Below are 21,865 nucleotides of genomic sequence, written 5' to 3'. Positions count from 1 at the left end.
TTCTCTTGATTAAATTCTGCATATTACCGGCTTTAATTTCATTAATGCCGGAGGATACCGTGTCGTTGAAAATCCAGGATGATTATCTACAACGTTTTTTCTCGATAGCAAAAGTATTCTCCAGTGCGACTGGATTAGCCACGGTTGTGGTTGATGTAAACGGAAAAACTCTCTCGGATTGCCATAACTTTAATTCGTTCTGCACATTAATGCGGGCGGATGAACGCTATTGTACGAGTTGCCAAAAGTGTGACAAATATTGTGCTTTTGAAGGTTTAAAACACCTTAAACCCAGAATACTCAGCTGCCACGCAGGGCTAAGTCTGTTTTCTATGCCATTAATTCGCGATGGGCATCTGTACGGTTTTATGCTCTGTGGGCAGGTGCGGGCAAAATATCAGGAATATAAAACTATCGTTATTGATAATGAATGCTCATGGATGGATGAACCAAAAATAAAAGCTGAATGGAGTCAGGTGGCGGTAGTCGATAATAACACGCTGGTGGCATCAGCTAATTTATTAAATTTTATTGTTGATAATTTTGAGACAGAACAGCAACAACCTGATGAGTTTGTTATCCCACCGACCAGTTACATGCGTCATTATTTTACAGAGCCTTCCCGACACGAGAAAAAACTTCTGGCAGCGTTGCGTTATATTGATGAGAATTTATATAGTGAATTATCCCTGGAATCCGTAGCAGCTCACGTTTGCTTAAGCGCAAACTATTTCAGCCGTTTTTTTAAGAAACGGCAGGGCGTTAACTTTAAAACCTGGGTGAATCAGAAAAAAATGCAAAAAGCGGGGGAGTTATTGCACGATCCCGTTCATTCAATAGACAGCATTGCCCGGAAACTCCAATACGCACAAACCAGTTACTTTTGCCGTGTTTTCCGGGCGGCGCATCAAACGTCGCCCCAGTCTTTTCGTCATGCCAGACTGTCACAGTAAAGGTTTTCTGGCAGCGTGATGGCTTCAGGGATAAAAGAGAGCCGATCGCTCAGGGTTACCACATCACCAATCACTATCAGCGCAGGGGGGAGGATGTTAGCTTCCTGCGCCTTGCTCAGTAGTGAACCGAGCGTACAGGTCAGTCGGCGTTGGTTATCGCGGGTGGCGGACATAATTAGCGCTGCAGGCGTATCTGCTGATTTTCCACCCATCAATAATTCCTCACAGATAAACGCCAGATTGGCGATACCCATGACGATAACCAGCGTACCATTCAGTTTGGCCAGCTGACGCCAGTCCTGCTGTTGGTTGCCCTCCCGCGTATGACCGGTTACCACGTGAAATCCCGAGGCGAAATCGCGGTGTGTTACCGGAATCCCGGCATAGGTCAGGCCACCAATGGTTGAGCTGATACCCGGCACCACTTCAAACGGGATGCCCGTCTCGACGAGATCCTCAACTTCTTCAGCCCCACGTCCAAAAACATACGGATCGCCGCCTTTCAGACGCACAATATTATTGTGCGTTTGGGCATACTGGACAAGCAGTGCATTGATTTCATCCTGCGGTACACAATGGAAGCCTGGGTTTTTGCCGACATTGATAAGCAGACAATCAGGTAATGCCCATTCCAAAATTTTAGGATTGACCAGCCGATCGTAAATAATGACATCCGCCTGTTTAATGCACATCATTGCTTTGAGGGTAAGTAATGAAATATCACCGGGACCTGCCCCAACGAGCCAGACCTTTCCGAAAGTTTTCACATTGTGTCCTTTATCACATCGATCAAAAAAAGGCAGAAACCACATCAAGGAATGATAAAAAGCAGTCGTTTGCCCGTAAGTTATAACGTGAAATTATCCAAAATTATCGCACTGATAATATTGATTAATCTCGCAAAGTTTTTTCTGCAATAAACAAGATAACTTGAAAAATTATTAAGAACTTATTGGCACCATTTGCTTAGGTTTAACCTTATTTAAATTGTGTTTATTGCTGCTCTTGAGTATTATTGGTTAATATTTATCCGCCATCAGTGTGAGTAAATCATGGATTGGATCAATGACATTAATGGATGAAATAAAATATAACTCTCGGTGCTTATCTGGGTAGCTTGAATTATTTTTTATAAATTAAACTATTTTTGTACGCTGCATATGGAAGAGGTTATGAGAGGAAAAATACCCAAGACGGAGTTGCTGGTAACTTTTGAAGTTGTTGCGCGTCACGAAAGTTATACCCGGGCAGCTGAAGAGCTGGCTTTGACACAAAGTGCTGTTTTCCGCCAGGTAAATGCACTGGAGGATTTTCTCAATACCGCGCTATTTAATCATGCCAAAAAACGCATTTTCTTAAATGCGGCCGGCAAACACTATTTAAGTATCGTTAAAGAAACGTTAAATAAACTTGAACGAGATACGACGACGATAATGACCTGGCAGCCGACGGTACAGGTTATTGAGCTGGCGGTGAATCCGACGTTCAGCACGCACTGGCTGATCCCAAACCTGCGTGAATTTAACAAACTTAATCCTGATATTATCGTGAACATTCATTCCCTGGCGAATATTGGTGATTTTCTCAATCGAGAGTATGACGCGGCAATCATGCGCGAAGACTTTTATTCGCCATGGTCAGGGGTTGAGTACCTGTTTGAAGAGGAAATTCTGCCGGTTTGCAGCCGCTGTTTGCTGGCCGAACCGGAACGAAAACTGGCGGTGAACGAATTACTAAACGAATTTCCGCTCTTACACCAAAGCACGCGCATCAAAGGGTGGCAGGAGTGGTTTGCGCTGTCAGATGTCAGCAGTCCGCTGGTGAATAAAGGTCCGAGATTTGATTTGTTATCGATGCTGATCGCGGCGGTCCGCTCTAATCTGGGCGTTGCGCTGCTCCCACGTTTTGCCATTCAGCACGATCTGGACAGCGGTGATATGGTCATTCCTTGCGATGTTCCAATGCGTACCGGGAATCGATTTATTATGACGTGGCGTGAAGAGAAATCGGAATCCGAGCATTTACAGATTTTCCGTAACTGGTTGCTCAGTAAGTCCGTGGTATCGGCTGCCTGAAGGTGGCTTGCGCCTTATCAGGCCTACAACGATGGGTAGGCCGGATAAGACGCGTTAGCATCGTTATCCGGCAAAAGAACGTCTACCAGTCGATCCCAACCTGTGCCTGAATACCGCGGTCAAACGCGTGTTTGACCGGGCGAATTTCACTGACCGTATCGGCCAGTTCCAGTAACAGCGTATGGCATCCGCGTCCTGTGACGATAACGCTCTGACCGGCAGAACGATTTTCGATGGCGCTGATAACCTCCTGGGTATCCAGATAGTGGTAAGCAAGCATGTAGGTGAGTTCATCCAGCACCACTAGATCGTAATGCGCATCAGCCAGCATGCGCTTACTTTCCTGCCAGACAACCGTTGCTGCCTCGATATCTGCTTGCCGATTTTGGGTTTCCCAGGTAAATCCGGTACCCATAATATGGAACTCGACGCCGAGGGGGTGCAGGGTGTTGTACTCGCCATTGTCCCACTGACCTTTAATAAACTGCGCGATGCCAACGGTTTTTCCGTGACCCACTGCGCGCGTTGCCGTGCCAAAGGCTGCGGTGGATTTTCCTTTTCCGTTGCCGGTGAAGACAATCAGGATCCCTTTCTTCTCCGTTGCCGCCGCTACGCGGGTATCAACCTGCTCTTTCAGCTTCTGCTGACGCTGACGGTGTCTGTCGTTATTGGCGCGCGCTTCCATGGAAACTCCTTAATGCCCTGCCGGACAAGTTGCGCAGCGATGCTGCTGCTCGAACTGGCTAAAGAAGTTATTGCCTTTGTCATCCACTAATACGAAGGCCGGCATATTTTTAACTTCCATCATCCATACGGCTTCCATTCCCAGTTCGGGATATTCAAGGCACTGCAGGCTTTTCACGTACTGCTGCGCCAGCAGGGCTGCTGCACCGCCAATGCTGCCGAGGCTAAATCCACCGTGTTTGTGACAGGCATCAGTGACCTGCTGGCTGCGGTTACCCTTGGTGAGCATAATGAGGCTGCCGCCTTGTGCCTGGAAAGCATCGACATACCCATCCATGCGCCCGCCGGTGGTGGGCCCCATTGAGCCACAAGCCTGATTTTCCGGGGTTTTGGCGGGACCCGCGTAGTAAACGATATGCTTTTTCATGTATTCCGGCATCGGTTCGCCGTTATCCAGTCGCGCTTTGATGTTCGCGTGGGCGATATCGCGAGCGACAACAATCGGGCCGCTTAACGACAGGCGTGTACCAATGGGCAGAGCGGAAAGGTCATGCAGGATGTCACGCAGCGGACGGTTCAGATCCAGTTGTACGGTCTGAGCGCCGTTTTCTATCCGGTGAGAATCAGGAATGAATTTGCCCGGATTATGCTCGAGTTTCTCCAGCCAGATACCGTGTTTATTAATTTTGGCCTTAATGTTACGGTCGGCAGAGCAGGAGAGGGCCATCGCGATTGGGCAGGAGCCGCCGTGGCGCGGTAAGCGAATTACGCGGATATCGTGGGCAAAGTATTTGCCGCCAAACTGCGCCCCGATGCCAAACTCGCGGCTGGCATTGAGCAACTCGGCTTCCAGCGCCGTATCACGGAACGCCTGGCCCAGCTCGTTCCCGCTGGTGGGTAGATTATCGTAATATTTGGTTGAAGCCAGTTTGGCGACTTTCAGCGCCTGGTCGGCGGATAAGCCCCCAACCACAAAAGCGATGTGATACGGCGGACAAGCGGCTGTACCCAGTGATTTCATTTTTTCGATCAGGAACGCAGTGAGTTTTTCCGGCTGTAGAATGGATTTGGTTTCCTGGTACAGCGCCGCTTTGTTAGCTGAGCCACCACCTTTATTGACGAACAGGAAACGGTATTCGTTACCTGGGGTGGCGCTAATATCGATTTGTGCGGGCAGGTTGGTCTGGGTATTGACCTCTGTATACATATCCAGCGGGGCATTTTGCGAGTAACGCAAGTTGTTTTCGGTAAAGGTGGAATACACGCCTTTGCTTAATGCTTCTGCGTCATCGCCGCCGGTCCAGACATGTTGTCCTTTGCTGGCCACAATGGTTGCCGTCCCGGTATCCTGGCAGTTGGGCAGTACGCCTTTAGCTGAAACCTCTGCATTGCGCAGCAGCTGCAATGCGACGTACTTATCGTTACTGCTGGCCTGTGGGTCGTGCAAAATGCTGGCAATCTGTTTTAAATGTCCGGCGCGCAGGAAAAATGAAGCCTCATAAAACGCCTGCTGTGCTAACAAGGTTAACGCTTCCGGTGCAACCTTGATCACTTCCTCTCCGTCTAACTCCGTTACCGTAACGTGCTGGTTACTAAGTAATTCATACTCGGTACTATCCTTACTCTGAACAAAGAGTTCCTGCCAGACAAATGGTTTAGACATGTTTACTTCTCACCTCTTCGTGTTGTTTACCGAATGGCGCTTCGCTTTTCCAGCCTACGATTAACGCATTGATGTAGGTCGGATAAGCGAAGCGCCATCCGGCGTAAAGTTATTTGGCTAAAAAGACATTGGCTTTTGTCGCTTCGGCGACATATTCGATAGTTTTCTGGGCACGAACGCTGTTTCCGGCTTCATCAAGCGGTGGAGAATAGACCGCAATCGCATATTCGCCTGGGACAACGGCAACCATGCCGCCGCCGACGCCGCTTTTCGCCGGGATGCCAACGGTGTACAGCCATTTACCGCTACCGTCGTAAAGCCCGGCAATTGCCATTTCTGCCAGCACCTGCGGAACATATTTCTCATTCAGCAACTGTTTACCGTTGAACGGAGATTTGCCTTTGTTCGCGAGTACGGCACCCATTTTGGCCAGTTGCTCAACGGTGATATCCACCGAACACTGGCGGGTATAAATTTCAACGGCTTCGTCAGTGTTGCCATAGAAGCTGTTATAGGATTCCATCAGCTTGGCCAGCGCCTGATTGTGCTGGTTGGTTTCCATTTCAGATTTGAAAACCGGTTCGTTCACGGTGAGAGTGGCATCGGCCCAGACGTTCAGGTTGTCGAGGATTTTGTTCCAACGATCGGTTTTGTCTTTGGCTTCGATCAGGCTAACGGTGCTCATGGCCCCGGCGTTTACCAGAGGGTTTTCAGGCGCGCCTTTGGTCAGTTCAACGGCTAAACCTGAGTTGAATGGCATTCCGGTGGCATTGGCGCCAAGTTTATCCAGCACTACCTGAGGACCGTGCTGCTCCATGGCAAGCGCCATGGTGAACACTTTACTCAGGGATTCCATTGGGAAAGGTTTGTTAACATCGCCAACCTGGTAGATCTTGCCGTCCACCGTCGCAATGGTGATGGCAAAATTTTTCGGGCTATAGGTCGCCAGAGCAGGGATGTAGTCGGCGACTTTTCCATCGTTGTTACTTTTGTACTTCTGATGAGCCTGTTCTATCAGCTTGGCGTAGTCGGGCGTGGTTTGCGCGAATGTGGTTGCGCTAAACAAGACGCTGAAAGAAAAGAGACTCACGCCGAGAATTGTTTTTTTCATTATGCATTCCTGTTGGTGTGCTCATCTTGGTGCCGGATGGCGGCGTACCGCCTTATCCGGCCTACGGATGGTTAAACGTTATGTAGGCCGGATAAGCGCGAGCGCCATCCGGCAATGGCGTTGTGTCAGGACATGGCAACTTCTGACGGTTCGGTAACCGGACGTTCCTGCTCCGGGGACTTCACTGGTGCAGAGCCACGGCAACCCTGGCCGAAGTGTTCACCTTCCCAACGGCTGACAATGGCTGCTCCCATGGCGTTACTCATAACGTTCGTGGCGGAACGACCCATATCGAGGAACGGATCGACACCCATCAGCAGAATCAGACCTGCTTCTGGAATGTTGAACTGGTTCAGGGTTGCAGCGATAACCACCATTGATGCGCGCGGTACGCCTGCCATTCCTTTTGAGGTCAGCATCAGGATTAACAGCATGGTGATTTGCTCGCCCATGCTCAGTTCGATGTTGCACGCCTGGGCAATAAAGACGGTGGCAAATGAGCAATAAGCCATGGAACCGACCAGGTTAAAGGAATAACCGATAGGCAGAACGAAGCTGGCAATTTTTGACGAAACACCGAATTTTTCCAGCTTGTCCAGCGTACCCGGGAAGGCGGCTTCAGAGCTTGAAGTGGTAAAGGCCAGCAGAGCGGGTTCGAGGATTGATTTCGTTAAACGCGCGATGCAAGGCCCGACGATCATCGTAGACAGGCCAATCAGGATCGCCCACAGCATACCCAGCGTCAGGTAGAACTCACCCATGAAGATCCCGGCGCTAACCATCACACCCAGACCACGTTCGGCAATCAGACCTGAAATAGCGGCAAACACGGTCAGTGGTGCAAACAGCATGACGTAACCCGTCAGCTTCAGCATGACGTGCACCAGTGAATCCAGCACTTTCACGATAGGATCGGCTTTTTCACCAATCGCAGCGAGGCTGCAACCGAGGAAGATTGAGAACACGACGATCTGCAGAATTTCGTTACGCGCCATCGCATCGACAATACTGGTCGGTACCGCGTGTGAGATGAATACTTTCAGCGTGAATGGCTCTGACTTAACGGCGGCAACGGCTCCGACGTCATGTGGCACAAAGTTGATACCTGCGCCTGGCTGGAAGATATTAACGATAACCAGACCCAGTGCAATTGACACCAGAGAGGCGCAAATAAACAGGAAGAAGGTTTTCGAAAATATACGTCCCAGCGTTTTGGCATCGCCCATTTTGGCAATACCTACAACCAGAGTTGAAATAACCAATGGAGCGATAATCATTTTCACCATACGTAAGAATATGGTGGTGAAAATGGAAATGTCTGCTGCATAAGATTTTGCTGTTTCAGCCGCGGCCATATTATTTATGGCCACCCCGGCAATCATGCCGAGTATCAGGCCTAATATGATCATCTTCGTTAAACTAATTTTCTTCATGTGTACTCCATCGGATAAAGGCTGGTAATTGGAATTGTGTAGGGTGGCGTGCGCCTGAACCTGGACAGCAGCTCAGACGCACGCCTGTTGTGACCAACCGCATGAATAATTCGAAGCACTGTGATACAGCTGAATTCTGTGCTCCAATGGTTGTTATTGTGTTTTTTTGTTACAAGTCGAACTCAATACTTAATAATGGAGCGTGTTGCTGCGCACCATAAACATCATTGTCACCGACGTTGCCGGAAATAATATCTCGTGGCATGACGATTTTTACGGCATTCGCTGGATCGAACCAGACGATATTGTGAATAAATTCAGGCTCAACATTATATAAACCGGCAATAAGCTGCGGTGTTAATTGCTCGCAGGCTTTTACCCGCTGATAGTCTTCCCTTGTTTTAAATAAAATATCTAAAACCAGTTCGTACGGTCCGGCGTTTTTGGAACGAATTACTTGCGCCAGTGAACAAATTGAGTGTTTCATGCCTGAACTCCTTCTGGCGTCACCTGTTCAATGTGGAAATCAAAACGCAGCGCATCGCTCGCTTCAATCAGGTGATAGATCGAGAACTCATACACCGGTCCACTCTGAATATCAGATGGCGAGAACGGGAAGGCGAGGTTGCCCGCAGTCGCAATACGATTTTCATAGCCGTAGTGCAGCAGGGTAGAGCGCACCAGCGAGCAAACGCTGTTAGCGATATCCTGCGTTGGCGCAACGACATCCAGTAAAATTCCCAGTTCATGGCCCGCAGTTTTCATCGGCTCATGGTTGCCCATCACACCGTTCTTACCGTACAGGTGGAACGTCATGCGGATACTGTCGTCATTCAGTGAGAGGTTACGTGCAACGCTTGCCTGTACCTCTTCAAGAATCGTGTCAATCCCGGCAATCATAATAGGGTCACGTGTTCCGGCGATGGTCAGGCAACGGAAGCCAACCTGGCGTGCACCTTCCAGTTTCAACGCATACGGTGTTTCTTCATGCCGTGAACCGCTGACATACACTTCACCCTCGTTAACCTGGGTGAAAGTGCATGCCTTCAGGTTCAGCACACCGCCTGGCCCTGGCAGGAAGTACGGATCTGACTTCTCGTACAGGGTGTGCGCTGCGGCGGAAGTCTCGGTGAACTTACGCTTGGGATTGAACGCCTTCAGCGTAAAGCCGTTATCGTCAATGATTCCCATCGCACAATCTGAGCCGGAGCCAGGGGTGGCGGCAATGGCTGCACACTCAAGGATCTTACCGCAATGAAGCGCCAGACCTTCATCAAAGCCCTGCATAATCGGCAGAGCGGCGAAGCAGGCCGGATCGTAGGCACGTCCGCCCAGGACCACCTGCGCACCGGCTTTCAGCGCACGCTGGAAAGGCTCGACGCCCATCTGCGCGACAATGTAGGTGCTCTCTTCAATGGCCTCGTGAGTCAGTTCAGGCACAAAATCGAGCGCGGTGATTTTGCCGTTATCCAGCGCCTGATGAACGATTTCTTTGTCGACATCAGACGGAATCAGCGCCATTGAGAAAGACAGTTTTTCTTCCTGCGCGATCTCATGGATTATCTGACGACACCACTCCAGATGCGGAGCTGCGCCAGAACCACCGGCTGTGCCGATCACGACAGGGATGTTGTTCTTAACGCCTGCCACAATCATATAGCGCAGATCGCGTTTCACACCGGCCCTGTCAGTAAAGGGTTTACCTGCCCCCAGGTAGTGAGGGCCAGGATCGGAGGAACCTGCGTCAACAGCAATAAGATCCGGTGACTCTTCCATGGCTTTACGAAAACTTTCTTCCGGGAAGCCATAACCCAGGATAGCCGTAGGCGATAAGATCTTAAATGTGCGTGCCATCTCTTAATCCTTAGTTTGCAACAGCGCGATGGTGCGGTTCATTTCGTTAAACACGATGTTGAGACCTTCATCGAAACCCATACCCGGTTTGATCAGCATGCGCATTGGACGCGCAGCCAGCGCGACGTGTACGCAGGTACGAGCACTGATTTCCGTTTCGTTACAGGTACCGCCCTGATAGGCTTCCATTCCGTGTTTGTTGCAATACAGCACTGCATCAACGATGTTGTGAATACCGCCCAGGTCCGGGGTTTTAATCTGCACCATGTGGCAGCTGCCCGCGTCGGTGAAGTCCACGATGTCCTGATAGGTGTTACACCATTCATCCGCAACGATTTTCACGCCAGAACCCAGACGAGTCAGCTCCTGAGTGATCTCGGTTAACATGCGGATCTGATCCGGCTTGTTACCGGCATCAACCGGGCCTTCAATGTACAGCGGCAGGCCTTGCGCTTCGGCTTCCAGGCTGGCGATGTATTCGGCGCAACGCACTGGTTCCATATCGAAGATCAGACCGATGGTGCCGTAGACATCAATGTGCAGCGTTGGGTGATAGCTATCGTTGGTGCGCAGGCTCAGGATGCGGTTAGACAACCAGCGGACGTACTCACGCAGTTTTTCACCTTTAAAGCCCAGCTTCTCTTCAACGTTATTGATCAGCGCATGCGGCAGGACATCCACACCTTTGAGGATCATCTTGTCGACGGCGATATAACGGTCGTCGCCGCTCTGACCAAATAACGGAATGGCTTCCGGGACGCATGGCAGCTGCCATTCATCACAAACCACTTCGGCTTTCAGACGACCGGTAGCCAGTGCCGCTGCGTCGAGCAGCGCCTGAGACAGACCATAACGTACGGCGGTATGCAGCAGATGGCCATCAATACGCAGTTCGTCAAAGAAACGGGCGTTGGTCAGGAACGAATCAACGTCACGACCTTCCAGCAACGGCTTGATGTGGTCGTTGAGGAACGGAATGAAGTTTTCAGCCAGGAACAGCGGGTCACGACCGCCTGCACCTGAATATTGCACCGCTGCGCAATCGCCCACAGCCACCGCGCCGTTTTCCAGAATCAGCTGTACGGAAACACATTCACCCGCCTGACGAACAGACGTAAATCCAGGCGTTACCGGATCGCCGGTATAGATAAACCCGTCATGACCGGCGCCGTTTTTGATGGCCTGCTGATCGTCAAAATAAAATGAGGAGTAGCCAGCTGTGAAAAGGGCCTGTTTAATTTTCATTATGGTCTTCCTATTAATTTACTGTGGGATACGGCGTTGATGTCATCAATGACCATCTGGAAAGAAGGCTTGCGACCTTCGAAATGTGCGCGCTCTGCAACGTAGTCGTGGTGCAGGGCGAGAATATCTTTCGGCAGCGGCACGGCACCGGCTTCAAGAATACGGATTGCGCCTGTGTTATCGCGAACAGGCAGGATCTTACCGGCGTTACAGGCGGCAGGAGCGAAAGGCACATCCAGCACGCCAGCTTCAAAGGCCAGCACCGTACCGCGCGCAATGTCGCCATTGCCCAGTTCGAAGACTTTCTTCAATACCGCGCGGACTTCGCTCTTAATCAGGTCAACTTCCTGCTCCACGGCAGCGCACTGCGGGAATTTCTGATCGCTGACCATGTTGAGCATCTGGCGTGACGCTTTCAGACCCTGGGCGTTAGCTGCCGCGGTTGGGATACCGAATGCTTCGTGCGGACTTTTGGTAATGACTTTTGTGGCACCAGACATACCGGCAACCGCTGCGCCCCAGGCGATAACGGAGAAGGCTTTTGCTTCATCTTCCGGGAATCCGCCCATCCACTGGTGGAAAACGGTGCTCAGCTCGTAATCGTCGAAGCCATGGTTATGGAAGTATTCGTGGGACAGTTCACGCAGTGCCTGAATAGCAGCGATATCCTGTGTCAGGCTACCGACCTGGCCGTAACCGACGGTAATAGACTTCACGCCCTGCTCCAGCGCCAGCAGACCTTCGATAATCGCGACTGAGTGGGACATGAACGGCGGGATCAGCGTGCCGGTCAGCGGACCAAACGGTTCACGGTTGATGCGAATGCCGTTCTCTTCGTACAGACCCATCAGACGGTCGCAGTACTGCCAGTCGCGGATAGATTTTTCCAGGGTGACGCGTTTGGCGTAAGGGATGTTGTAGGAGATACCGCCGCCTTCGTAGCTGGTAAAGCCACTGGCCATGGCGATTTCTGCCAGCAGACGCGCATCCGGTGTACCGTGGCGAACCTGGATCGGTTTATCCAGCGATTCAGTCATACGACGGCAGGCAGCAACCCCGTGATTGACGACCGGTAAACCATTCAGCTTGGATGTACCTGCTTCGATGGATTTTTGGATCCCGACAGCGGCTTCTTCATAGCGGTTCAGACGGGTATAGGCATCGATAGTACTTGGCAGGAGGTCGCACTCTTCCTGCAATGTTTTGAGCAGCGCAATATGCTCATCCATTAATGCCACACCTGCGCGCGGCTGGCTCAGAGTTTTACCTTCCTGATCGGCCTTCAGCAGGGCGAGGGAGAAACGCTTTTTCTCTGGAATTGATTGCTGGTACTTCACGCCATCTTCGAAGTTCTCAACGTCTTTGCCGGTTTCCCAGGTTTGTAACACCTGATGCCTTTCGGTCATGAATTCGTCGTGGGTCAATTTTTTATTTCGAAGTTCCATTCGTAGCTGCCTTAAGTTTTATAGGGTTAAACACTGAATGCTGGTGCGAGCAGCGGCTTGCGGGTACAGCCTGGCGACGTTTGCCAGTAGAGGGAGCAGGCCATTTGAATCGCGGTAATACTCAAACTGATTCGGTAACAGAATTCTTTTACCCTGGTCGTCCAGCTCCCTGTATTTGAGCCAGTTATGGATATCGAACTGGCTGGCGCGAGAGAGCCATCCCCCTGAACCGACGACTTTGCGTACGGTGGTGAGATCGCGACCCATCTGTAAATCCACATTACCCACGCAGGTGCAAACCTGCTTTTTAGTGCCCGCGTGGCGCTCAGCGGCATAGCCCACGCATAAACCTGCCAGCAGGGTGTCGAAATATTTCTCTTCCTCGCTGAGTGGCAGGTAATCCGGTTGCCCAACCAGGTGGCGTAGATAGCGGTAAAACGCTTCCTCGCGCTGTGGCTGCTGGGCGAAGATGACTTTCACCATATCCTGCGTGCTTTCTCCCACCACAACGGCGGAAACGCGCATTCCAAGGTCGCCTTCAACGGTACGTTTGACGAACGGTTCAGGAACACCATGCAGGACGGTATCGGGGGAGAGGGTATTCGCGCTGGCCGAATAGACATCCGTGGTGGCTCCGCCCATATCAATCAGCATGAATTCCTTCCATGCGCTGTCGTAATCGCTAATGGCTTTGACTAACTCATATACCGTCCATGGCGTCGGCATAGGCTCTTCGCCTGTTTCGCCGACGATAACGTCCAGACCTTTGCCTTTGACGATGCGTGACAAGAACACATCGCAAATCGCCTGGCGCGCGGCAAACGGATTCGGGTGATCGAGGTCTGGCAGAATGTTGTCTACCGTGGTCAGATCCTTATGTCCCAGAATCGTTTGTATTTCGTCCTGAATGTCCCGGTTTCCGGCGTAGATAATGGCGCAATCAAGCTTTGAGCCTGCCAGCGCGTGCGCATTCGCCAGGCCGTAACTTTCTTCGCCACCGTCTGTCCCGCCGGTAAACAACAGAATGTCTGGCGGTGATGATTCCAGCTCCTGGATGTCATGACGGTTCAGCTTGTACGAATAATATTGCGCGATTTTCGCTCCTGCCGAATGGGCGGTAACTTTTGCCGACTCCAGCGTAATGGAAGGCACCAGCCCCATTGCTGCAACGGCGAGCCCACCTTTCGCTGAGGAGGAGTATTTCAACTGCACTTCACCACTTTTCAGTAACGGGCGAGCATCGGCAACATTCAGCACCTGATTCAGGCTGGCAAAAAAACCGTCTGCCAGATGATGTGTGGTGGTTGGGGTCAGGACATGGTTTACCAGGGTTAATTCCTCGCCTTCATGTGCGAAGAGGGCTGCCTTGGTCCATGTCGAGCCGATATCGACAGAAACTGTTTGCATCAGATGGCCTCTTCCAGGCAACGCTGTTCGAGGCCATTGTGTTGGTGAATATCATTAGTGATAAGCGCGCAAACATCTTCCAGATCGTGGCTGGGGGCGAAGACCCGGTTAAAACCCATCTCTTTAAACTTCACTTCCACGTCGGCGAAGTCATGTTTACCGACGACCAGGTTGCCGCCGACGTACAGCAGAATGTCGCCAAGGCCGCGTTCGATGCAGCGCTCACGTAGTCCGAGGCAGTCAATGTCGCCATGACCGTAGATAGAGGACACCACGATGGCATCGGCGCCTGTTTCAATCGCAGCATCAATATATTCATCCTGGCTCACCATCACCCCGAGGTTGATTACGTGAAAATCATGAGCAGTAAAAACGCGATCCAGAACTTTATTACCTACTGCATGGCAGTCAGCACCGATGACGCCAATAACAAGTGTAGATTTCTTCATGGGTAATCCTCTGTAGGGCTGATGGTCAATAAGTGAAATTATTTTCTAATATTTAGAACATGGATTGTGACAACCTCTTAATAGGGTTGGAGTTTCTGTGGAAGCGAAAAAGGAAGCAATTGATCTATTTTCAAAATATCCTGAGAAAAATGATTGTTATATTTGTCACCTATAAAATCCTTTCATAATCAATGTGATAGATTATCTTTTCTTAGCTGGTTTTAATTTATTAGAGAATTGGGTAATAAATGACTTGCCATGTTTGTGATCGAAATCTTATTTTGTTATGCGCGCCGTTTATGACGTGTTTTAAATAATTTCAAAAATCCCAATTACTAATTAACTTGTGAACGACATAACGGTTTTTTATTTTTTAATCTTATATGTCACAATTCATTTTTGTTAAATTTAGGATAAAAATGATAAGGAAATGTTTGTGGCATATTTAATCTTTGCCACATAAGAGAAGAGGGGGTGTTAATGATAACTTTCAGTGATGACTTAAGCGAAACGTCAGCGTTCTCTCGCAGAACGACAAACGCAATGCATCGGTCATTGTGGAACGTTTTCGCTTCCAGTTGAGATAGTTACATCTCGGTGTTAATTATAAGTAAAATTTAAATGAATAATTTGTATGAAATAACAAATCCATGACTTGCTAAACAAAAAACTGTGAGCTACCCAGCATTAGTGATTCTTTATCTTCTATCAATTAAGTCATCCGGGCTGGTTAAAAGATCGTGTACATTTAAATAAATATCCTATCATTTGTAGTAACGGCAATTACTCATTGAAAAACATGTTGTTAACATCGCGTTTACTAGTAGCGTGAGTGCTAAACACTATTAACATTAAATTTGAAAATTGATTTAAATCAATGTTTAAAACTTGGAAAACAGCATCAAAAGAGGGTAAATTGCTTCAGATCAAATTGATCTGAAAGTGGTAAATTAGCTATAAATTGATCACTATCGAAAAATGCAAATTTGTCTCGATAAAAACCTGTTTATTGTAAGGATTTTACGGCGTAATATAATTGCGGGATCAATTTGAGTGTTTTATTAACATGTTTGTAACCTTTCATCATTGTCCTTTCTTCAAATGAGAGGAAAGGGTAGCGGCGGAAGGAAGCAGATAAATTTGTATTGGGGCATGCGTGTGACCCTTTCTAACGGGGTTCACTCTCGGAGTCTTCATGCGATGAGCAAGGAGTCATGATGTTAGATATAGTCGAACTGTCGCGCTTACAGTTTGCCTTGACCGCGATGTACCACTTCCTGTTTGTGCCACTGACGCTCGGTATGGCGTTCTTGTTGGCCATCATGGAAACGGTCTACGTCCTTTCCGGCAAACAGATTTATAAAGATATGACCAAGTTCTGGGGCAAGTTGTTTGGTATCAACTTCGCTCTGGGTGTGGCTACCGGTCTGACCATGGAGTTCCAGTTCGGGACTAACTGGTCTTACTACTCCCACTATGTAGGGGATATTTTCGGTGCGCCGCTGGCGATCGAAGGTTTGATGGCCTTCTTCCTCGAATCCACCTTTGTAGGTCTGTTCTTCTTCGGCTGGGACCGTTTGGGTAAAGTCCAGCATATGTGTGTCACCTGGCTGGTGGCTCTGGGTTCTAACCTGTCCGCGTTGTGGATTCTGGTTGCGAACGGCTGGATGCAGAACCCAATCGCAGCGGATTTCAACTTCGAAACCATGCGTATGGAGATGCTGAGCTTCTCTGAACTGGTGCTCAACCCGGTAGCACAGGTGAAATTTGTTCACACTGTGGCATCTGGTTATGTATGTGGCGCGATGTTCGTTCTGGGTATCAGCTCCTACTATATGCTGCGCGGTCGTGACTTCGCGTTTGCTAAACGTTCTTTTGCTATCGCTGCCAGCTTTGGTATGGCTGCTATTCTGTCTGTTATCGTTCTGGGTGATGAATCTGGTTACGAAATGGGCGACGTGCAGAAAACCAAACTCGCTGCGATTGAAGCAGAATGGGAAACTCAGCCTGCACCGGCTTCCTTCACGCTGTTCGGTATTCCGGACCAGGATGCGCAGGAAAACCATTTTGCGATTCAGATTCCTTATGCGCTGGGCATCATTGCCACCCGCTCTGTTGATACACCGGTCATTGGTCTGAAAGATCTGATGGTGCAACACGAAGAGCGTATCCGTAACGGGATGAAAGCGTATCAGTTGCTGGAAGAACTGCGTGCTGGTACTACCGACCGGGCCGTTCGTGACCAGTTCAACAGCATGAAGAAAGACCTGGGTTATGGTCTGCTGTTGAAACGCTATACGGACAAAGTTACCGACGCGACCGAAGCGCAAATTCAGCAGGCAACGAAAGATTCTATTCCTCGCGTTGCGCCGCTGTACTTCGCTTTCCGTATCATGGTGGCATGCGGCATTCTGATGCTGGCAATTATCGCGGTGTCCTTCTGGACTGTGCTTCGTAACCGTATCGGTGAGAAAAAATGGCTGCTGCGCACCGCGCTGTATGCGATTCCTCTGCCGTGGATTGCTATTGAATCCGGTTGGTTTGTTGCAGAGTACGGTCGCCAACCGTGGGCGATTGGTGAAGTGTTACCAACAGCCGTAGCGAACTCTTCGCTGACTGCTGGCGACCTCATCTTCTCGATGCTGTTGATTTGCGGCCTGTATACCCTGTTCCTGGTGGCTGAACTGTATCTGATGTTCAAGTTCGCACGCCTTGGGCCGAGTAGCCTGAAAACCGGTCGTTATCACTACGAGCAGTCCACTGTGACTTCTCAGCCGGCACGCTAAGACAGGAGTCGTCAAATGATCGATTATGAAGTATTGCGTTTTATCTGGTGGCTGCTGGTTGGCATTCTGCTGATTGGTTTTGCGGTCACTGATGGCTTCGACATGGGGGTGGGCATGCTCACCCGTTTCCTCGGTCGTAATGATACCGAGCGTCGAATTATGATTAACTCCATCGCCCCGCACTGGGACGGTAACCAGGTTTGGCTCATCACCGCGGGTGGCGCACTGTTCGCTGCCTGGCCGATGGTCTATGCCGCTGCGTTCTCCGGTTTCTATGTGGCGATGATTCTGGTTCTGGCGTCCTTGTTCTTCCGTCCGGTCGGTTTTGACTACCGCTCTAAGATTGAAGATATGCGCTGGCGCAACATGTGGGACTGGGGCATCTTCATTGGTAGCTTCGTGCCACCGCTGGTGATTGGCGTGGCGTTCGGTAACCTGCTGCAAGGGGTTCCGTTCCACGTAGATGACTACATGCGTTTGTACTACACCGGTAACTTCTTCCAGTTGCTGAATCCGTTTGGTCTGCTGGCAGGTGTCGTGAGCGTTGGGATGATCATCACCCAGGGTGCGACCTATCTGCAGATGCGTACGGTAGGTGAACTGCATCTGCGTGCTCGTGCAACTTCACAGGTTGCGGCGCTGGTGACTCTGGTCTGCTTCGCGCTGGCCGGTGTGTGGGTGATTTACGGTATTGACGGTTATGTTGTGACCTCTGCACTGGATCATCATGCTGCCTCTAACCCGCTGACCAAAGAAGTGGCTCGTGTGGCTGGCGCATGGATGGTGAACTTTAACAATGCACCTATCCTGTGGCTGGTTCCTGCACTGGGCGTGGTTCTGCCGCTGTTGACCATCCTGACTTCTCGTATGGAGAAAGGGGCATGGGCGTTCGTCTTCTCCTCACTGACGTTAGCCTGCATCATCCTGACTGCCGGTATCGCAATGTTCCCGTTTGTGATGCCATCCAGCACCATGATGAACGCAAGTTTGACCATGTGGGATGCCACCTCCAGCCAGCGTACATTGAATCTGATGACCTGGGTCGCGGCGGTGTTTGTACCGATCATTCTGCTGTACACCAGCTGGTGTTACTGGAAGATGTTCGGTCGCATCACTAAAGAAGATATTGAAAGCAACACCCACTCTCTGTACTAAGTAAGGAGCTTAAAATGTGGTATTTCGCATGGATTTTGGGAACGCTTCTTGCCTGTGCATTTGGGATAATCACAGCGCTGGCGCTTGAGCACGTTGAATCAGGCAAAGCCGGGCAAGAAGATAGCTAATGACCAACATTATCGCGATGGTATACAACGCGATGGACAAGCGCCCCTTGCGGGCGCTTTCATTTGTGCTGGCAATCGTGTTGGCTGGCTGCATATTCTGGGATCCGTCTCGTTTCGCGGCCAAAACCAGCGAGCTTGAAATCTGGCATGGTTTCCTGCTGATGTGGGCGGTCTGCGCAGGCATTATTCACGGCGTTGGCTTCCGTCCTCGCGCCGTACATTGGCAGGGCATCTTCTGCCCGCTGATCGCGGATATTGTCCTCGTTGTTGGTCTGATTTTCTTCTTCTTTTGAATAAGAAACATCCTTAAATATTTATGGGCTTGCATAAGCCCATAATTTTTTACTCTCCGTTTACTTTCCCCCATTCCAAAGCACCATTCCCGCGCGTATAGTAGCGAAGTTTGAAAGCACTAACCTTTTGTTGCATTACCGGGATGTACAGTGAAGACAGCGCGATATACAACGACATTCTTGATGCATCGCGGCGGCAAGAGCGCGAATCACCAGACGCTTACAAAGGTAAGTAACTGGTGTGAGTGGGCGAAGCCAACAAAGAGGCAGTAGGAATGAATAAGTATATGTTTCGATGGCCGGTTCGTGTCTATTATGAAGATACCGATGCCGGTGGGGTGGTTTACCACGCCAGTTACGTCGCTTTTTATGAAAGAGCACGCACAGAAATGCTTCGTCATCATCACTTCAGTCAGCAGGTCCTGTTGGCCGAACGTGTCGCCTTTGTGGTGCGCAAGATGACCCTCGAGTATTTTGCGCCTGCCCGGCTCGACGATATGCTCGAAGTTCAAACCGAAATTACGTCAATGCGTGGCACCTCATTGGTTTTCACGCAACGCATTGTCAACGCAGAGAACACCGTGCTGAATGAAGCCGAAGTTCTGATTGTTTGCGTTGATCCACTCAAAATGAAGCCTCGTGCGCTTCCCAAGTCTATTGTCGCGGAGTTTAAGCAGTGACTGACATGAATATCCTTGATTTGTTCCTGAAGGCAAGCCTTCTGGTTAAACTTATCATGTTGATTTTGATTGGTTTCTCAATCGCATCCTGGGCCATCATCATCCAACGGACCCGTATTCTTAATGCTGCTTCACGTGAAGCCGAAGCATTTGAAGACAAGTTCTGGTCCGGCATTGAATTGTCGCGCCTGTACCAGGAAAGCCAGGGGCGTCGTGATAATTTGGCGGGCTCGGAACAAATTTTCTATAGCGGATTCAAAGAATTTGCGCGTTTGCATCGGGCAAATAGCCACGCGCCGGAAGCGGTCGTTGAGGGGGCTTCCCGTGCGATGCGTATCTCGATGAACCGTGAACTGGAAACGCTGGAAACGCATATTCCATTCCTCGGCACCGTTGGCTCCATCAGCCCGTATATCGGTCTGTTCGGTACCGTTTGGGGGATCATGCACGCATTTATCGCGCTAGGCGCGGTAAAACAGGCGACGCTGCAAATGGTCGCACCGGGTATCGCAGAAGCGTTGATTGCAACGGCTATCGGTCTGTTTGCGGCAATTCCAGCGGTTATGGCCTACAACCGTCTGAACCAGCGCGTGAACAAACTGGAACTGAATTACGACAACTTTATGGAAGAGTTCACCGCGATTCTGCACCGCCAGGCGTTTACCGTTAGCGAGAGCAACAAGGGGTAAGCCATGGCCAGAACGCGTGGACGAGGTCGTCGCGAACTCAAGTCCGAAATCAATATTGTACCGCTGCTCGACGTACTGCTGGTGCTGTTGCTGATCTTTATGGCAACCGCACCGATCATTACGCAGAGTGTGGAAGTCGACCTGCCGGATGCGACCGAGTCGCAAGCCGTCAGCAGTAACGACGAACCCCCGGTCATTATTGAAGTTTCCGGTATTGGGCAATACAGCGTGGTGGTTGAGAAAGATCGTATGGATCAACTACCACCGGAGCAGGTTATTGCGGAAGCGAAAAGCCGCCTGCAGACCAATCCGAAAACGGTCTTTTTAATCGGTGGTGCGAAAGACGTGCCTTATGATGAAATAATTAAAGCGCTGAACTTGTTACACAGTGCAGGCGTAAAATCGGTTGGCTTGATGACGCAGCCAATCTGATGACTGCGTTTTGCTGGCTTGAAAGATAGCACGTAACAGGCGAACAGTTTTTTGGGAACCGAGAGTGTCAAAGGCAACCGAACAAAACGACAAGCTCAAAAGGGCGATAATTATTTCAGCGGTGCTGCATGTCATTTTATTTGCAGCGCTGATCTGGAGTTCGTTCGATGAGCACATTGATGCTTCAGCCGGCGGCGGTGGCGGTTCGTCCATCGACGCCGTTATGGTCGATCCTGGCGCCGTTGTGCAACAGTACGACAGGCAGCAGCAACAGCAGGCAAGTGCGAAACGTGCTGAAGAGCAGCGTGAAAAGCAGGCGCAGCAGCAAGCTGAAGAACTTCGCGAGAAGCAGGCAGCTGAGCAAGAGCGACTGAAGCAGCTGGAAAAAGAACGTTTAGCCGCGCAGGAAAAAGTGCGCGAACAGGCGGAACAGCAGAAGCAAGCTGAAGCCGCCGCAGCGAAAGCGCAAGAGCAACAGAAACAGGCTGAAGAGGCTGCGGCGAAGGCTGCTGCAGACGCGAAGGCTAAAGCTGATGCTCAGGCTAAGCAAGCGGCAGATGCCGCGAAGAAAGCCGCTGCGGACGCACAGAAAAAAGCTGAGGCTGAAGCCGCTAAAGCCGCCGCTGATGCGAAGAAAGCTGCAGAAGCACAAGCTGCTAAGGCAGCTGCGGACGCTGCGAAGAAAGCACAGGCTGAGGCCGCTAAGCAAGCAGCAGCCGAGAAAGCTGCTGCTGAGAAAGCAGAAAAAGCCGCTGCCGCGAAAGCTGCCGCTGCTGAAAAAGCGGCGGCTGATAAGAAAGCCGCTGCAGAAAAAGCAGCTGCAGACAAAAAAGCTGCAGCTGAGAAAGCCGCTGCCGATAAGAAAGCTGCGGCAGATAAAGCAGCTGCTGCTAAAAAGGCTGCGGCCGAAAAAGCCGCTGCAGCCTCTGGCGTTGACGACTTGTTGGGTGACCTGAGCTCCGGTAAGAATGCACCGAAATCGGGTGGTGGAGCGAAAGGAAACGGCCAACCGGCGAAAGATAGTGGTACAAGTGGTGCCAATGGCGGTGCATCTGGCGCTGATATCAGTGCTTACGCATCTCAAATTCGCAATGCGATCCAGAGCCGTCTGTATGGTGCAGATTTGTATGCAGGTAAATCTTGCGTATTACATATCAAGTTAGCACCCGATGGTCTGTTACTGGATGTGACCGAAGAGGGCGGGGATCCGGCATTGTGTCAGGCTGCGCTGACGGCTGCGAAAACCGCCAGAATTCCTAAACCGCCTAGCCAGGCAGTTTATGAAAAAGTAAAAGATGCCAAACTGGACTTCAAACTGTAATAACGACCCCTGAGAAATCAGGGGAAACGGTCTAAGGTTGAGACAGAGTTCTGGTAGTTTTG

Annotated in this window: 20 protein-coding genes and 1 pseudogene; 10 read left to right on the top strand and 11 right to left on the bottom strand. The window is 50.4% G+C overall.

Translation table 11 applies throughout. The features are described from left to right. The first annotated feature begins 59 nt into the window (after positions 1-59). Positions 60-953: a PocR ligand-binding domain-containing protein gene (locus tag SK38_RS10400; RefSeq protein ID WP_048235841.1), complete on the top strand. Its 894-nt coding sequence runs from the start codon at positions 60-62 to the stop codon at positions 951-953. Here the strand turns inward: SK38_RS10400 and cobA are convergent. Further along, positions 932-1,720 (bottom strand): uroporphyrinogen-III C-methyltransferase, encoded by a 789-nt coding sequence (gene cobA, locus SK38_RS10395; RefSeq protein WP_003831416.1) that lies wholly within the window; start codon positions 1,718-1,720, stop codon positions 932-934. The two genes, SK38_RS10400 and cobA, sit on opposite strands and share 22 nt — an antisense overlap. Positions 1,721-2,125: 405 nt before the next feature. On the opposite strand from cobA, the gene SK38_RS10390 reads away from it, so the two are divergent. Continuing rightward, complete coding sequence (locus tag SK38_RS10390) at positions 2,126-3,028, top strand: LysR substrate-binding domain-containing protein (RefSeq protein WP_003022936.1); 903 nt, start codon at positions 2,126-2,128, stop codon at positions 3,026-3,028. Positions 3,029-3,110: 82 nt separating this feature from the next. On the opposite strand, the gene cobO is transcribed toward SK38_RS10390, so the two are convergent. The 10 genes and pseudogenes from cobO to glmS all read right to left on the bottom strand — a co-directional run bounded on the left by cobO (position 3,111) and on the right by glmS (position 14,319). Next, on the bottom strand, positions 3,111-3,713 hold the full coding sequence (cobO, locus tag SK38_RS10385) for a cob(I)yrinic acid a,c-diamide adenosyltransferase (RefSeq protein WP_048235839.1): 603 nt from the start codon (positions 3,711-3,713) through the stop codon (positions 3,111-3,113). 9 nt (positions 3,714-3,722) lie between these two features. Then, a complete protein-coding gene (locus SK38_RS10380) occupies positions 3,723-5,375 on the bottom strand; it encodes a class I fumarate hydratase (protein ID WP_048235838.1) in 1,653 nt (550 codons plus the stop codon). Between the two features lie 109 nt (positions 5,376-5,484). Then, positions 5,485-6,486, bottom strand: a complete 1,002-nt coding sequence (gene glsA, locus SK38_RS10375) for a glutaminase A (RefSeq protein ID WP_048235836.1) — start codon at positions 6,484-6,486, stop codon at positions 5,485-5,487. 151 nt (positions 6,487-6,637) lie between these two features. Beyond that, positions 6,638-7,919: pseudogene (locus tag SK38_RS10370) on the bottom strand (dicarboxylate/amino acid:cation symporter); the annotation flags it as partial. 169 nt (positions 7,920-8,088) lie between these two features. After that, positions 8,089-8,406, bottom strand: coding sequence for a DUF4387 domain-containing protein (locus SK38_RS10365; protein ID WP_003831425.1), 318 nt, complete (start codon positions 8,404-8,406; stop codon positions 8,089-8,091). After that, entirely contained in the window at positions 8,403-9,773 is a 1,371-nt protein-coding gene (locus SK38_RS10360; protein WP_003022951.1) for an acyclic terpene utilization AtuA family protein, read from the bottom strand. Before SK38_RS10360 ends, SK38_RS10365 begins: the two co-directional genes overlap by 4 nt. Before the next feature lie 3 nt (positions 9,774-9,776). Then, on the bottom strand, positions 9,777-11,018 hold the full coding sequence (locus SK38_RS10355; RefSeq protein ID WP_048235834.1) for a methylaspartate ammonia-lyase: 1,242 nt from the start codon (positions 11,016-11,018) through the stop codon (positions 9,777-9,779). Beyond that, entirely contained in the window at positions 11,018-12,463 is a 1,446-nt protein-coding gene (locus tag SK38_RS10350; RefSeq protein WP_003831428.1) for a methylaspartate mutase subunit E, read from the bottom strand. Before SK38_RS10350 ends, SK38_RS10355 begins: the two co-directional genes overlap by 1 nt. Before the next feature lie 18 nt (positions 12,464-12,481). Beyond that, entirely contained in the window at positions 12,482-13,870 is a 1,389-nt protein-coding gene (gene glmL / locus SK38_RS10345; RefSeq protein ID WP_003831429.1) for a methylaspartate mutase accessory protein GlmL, read from the bottom strand. After that, positions 13,870-14,319 (bottom strand): methylaspartate mutase subunit S, encoded by a 450-nt coding sequence (glmS, locus tag SK38_RS10340; protein ID WP_003022963.1) that lies wholly within the window; start codon positions 14,317-14,319, stop codon positions 13,870-13,872. Before glmS ends, glmL begins: the two co-directional genes overlap by 1 nt. A gap of 1,217 nt (positions 14,320-15,536) precedes the next feature. On the opposite strand from glmS, the gene cydA reads away from it, so the two are divergent. The 8 genes from cydA (at position 15,537) to tolA (ending at position 21,803) form a co-directional block, all read left to right on the top strand. Next, entirely contained in the window at positions 15,537-17,105 is a 1,569-nt protein-coding gene (cydA, locus tag SK38_RS10335) for a cytochrome ubiquinol oxidase subunit I (RefSeq protein WP_048235833.1), read from the top strand. Positions 17,106-17,120: 15 nt separating this feature from the next. Further along, positions 17,121-18,260, top strand: coding sequence for a cytochrome d ubiquinol oxidase subunit II (gene cydB, locus SK38_RS10330; RefSeq protein ID WP_003831431.1), 1,140 nt, complete (start codon positions 17,121-17,123; stop codon positions 18,258-18,260). Between the two features lie 14 nt (positions 18,261-18,274). Continuing rightward, a complete protein-coding gene (cydX, locus tag SK38_RS23940; protein ID WP_003022970.1) occupies positions 18,275-18,388 on the top strand; it encodes a cytochrome bd-I oxidase subunit CydX in 114 nt (37 codons plus the stop codon). Continuing rightward, positions 18,388-18,681, top strand: a complete 294-nt coding sequence (gene ybgE / locus SK38_RS10325) for a cyd operon protein YbgE (RefSeq protein ID WP_003831434.1) — start codon at positions 18,388-18,390, stop codon at positions 18,679-18,681. Before cydX ends, ybgE begins: the two co-directional genes overlap by 1 nt. Before the next feature lie 275 nt (positions 18,682-18,956). Next, positions 18,957-19,361 (top strand): tol-pal system-associated acyl-CoA thioesterase, encoded by a 405-nt coding sequence (gene ybgC / locus SK38_RS10320; protein WP_003831439.1) that lies wholly within the window; start codon positions 18,957-18,959, stop codon positions 19,359-19,361. Then, positions 19,358-20,050: a Tol-Pal system protein TolQ gene (tolQ, locus tag SK38_RS10315; protein ID WP_003022976.1), complete on the top strand. Its 693-nt coding sequence runs from the start codon at positions 19,358-19,360 to the stop codon at positions 20,048-20,050. Before ybgC ends, tolQ begins: the two co-directional genes overlap by 4 nt. A gap of 3 nt (positions 20,051-20,053) precedes the next feature. Further along, entirely contained in the window at positions 20,054-20,482 is a 429-nt protein-coding gene (tolR, locus tag SK38_RS10310) for a colicin uptake protein TolR (protein WP_003022978.1), read from the top strand. A gap of 64 nt (positions 20,483-20,546) precedes the next feature. Next, complete coding sequence (gene tolA, locus SK38_RS10305; protein WP_008784157.1) at positions 20,547-21,803, top strand: cell envelope integrity protein TolA; 1,257 nt, start codon at positions 20,547-20,549, stop codon at positions 21,801-21,803. The last annotated feature ends 62 nt before the right edge of the window (positions 21,804-21,865 follow it).

Source organism: Citrobacter sp. MGH110, assembly GCF_001037515.1.
Classification (GTDB): domain Bacteria; phylum Pseudomonadota; class Gammaproteobacteria; order Enterobacterales; family Enterobacteriaceae; genus Citrobacter; species Citrobacter portucalensis.
Note: the sequence above shows the minus strand (reverse complement) of the source record. Positions and strands in the feature narration are given on the sequence as shown.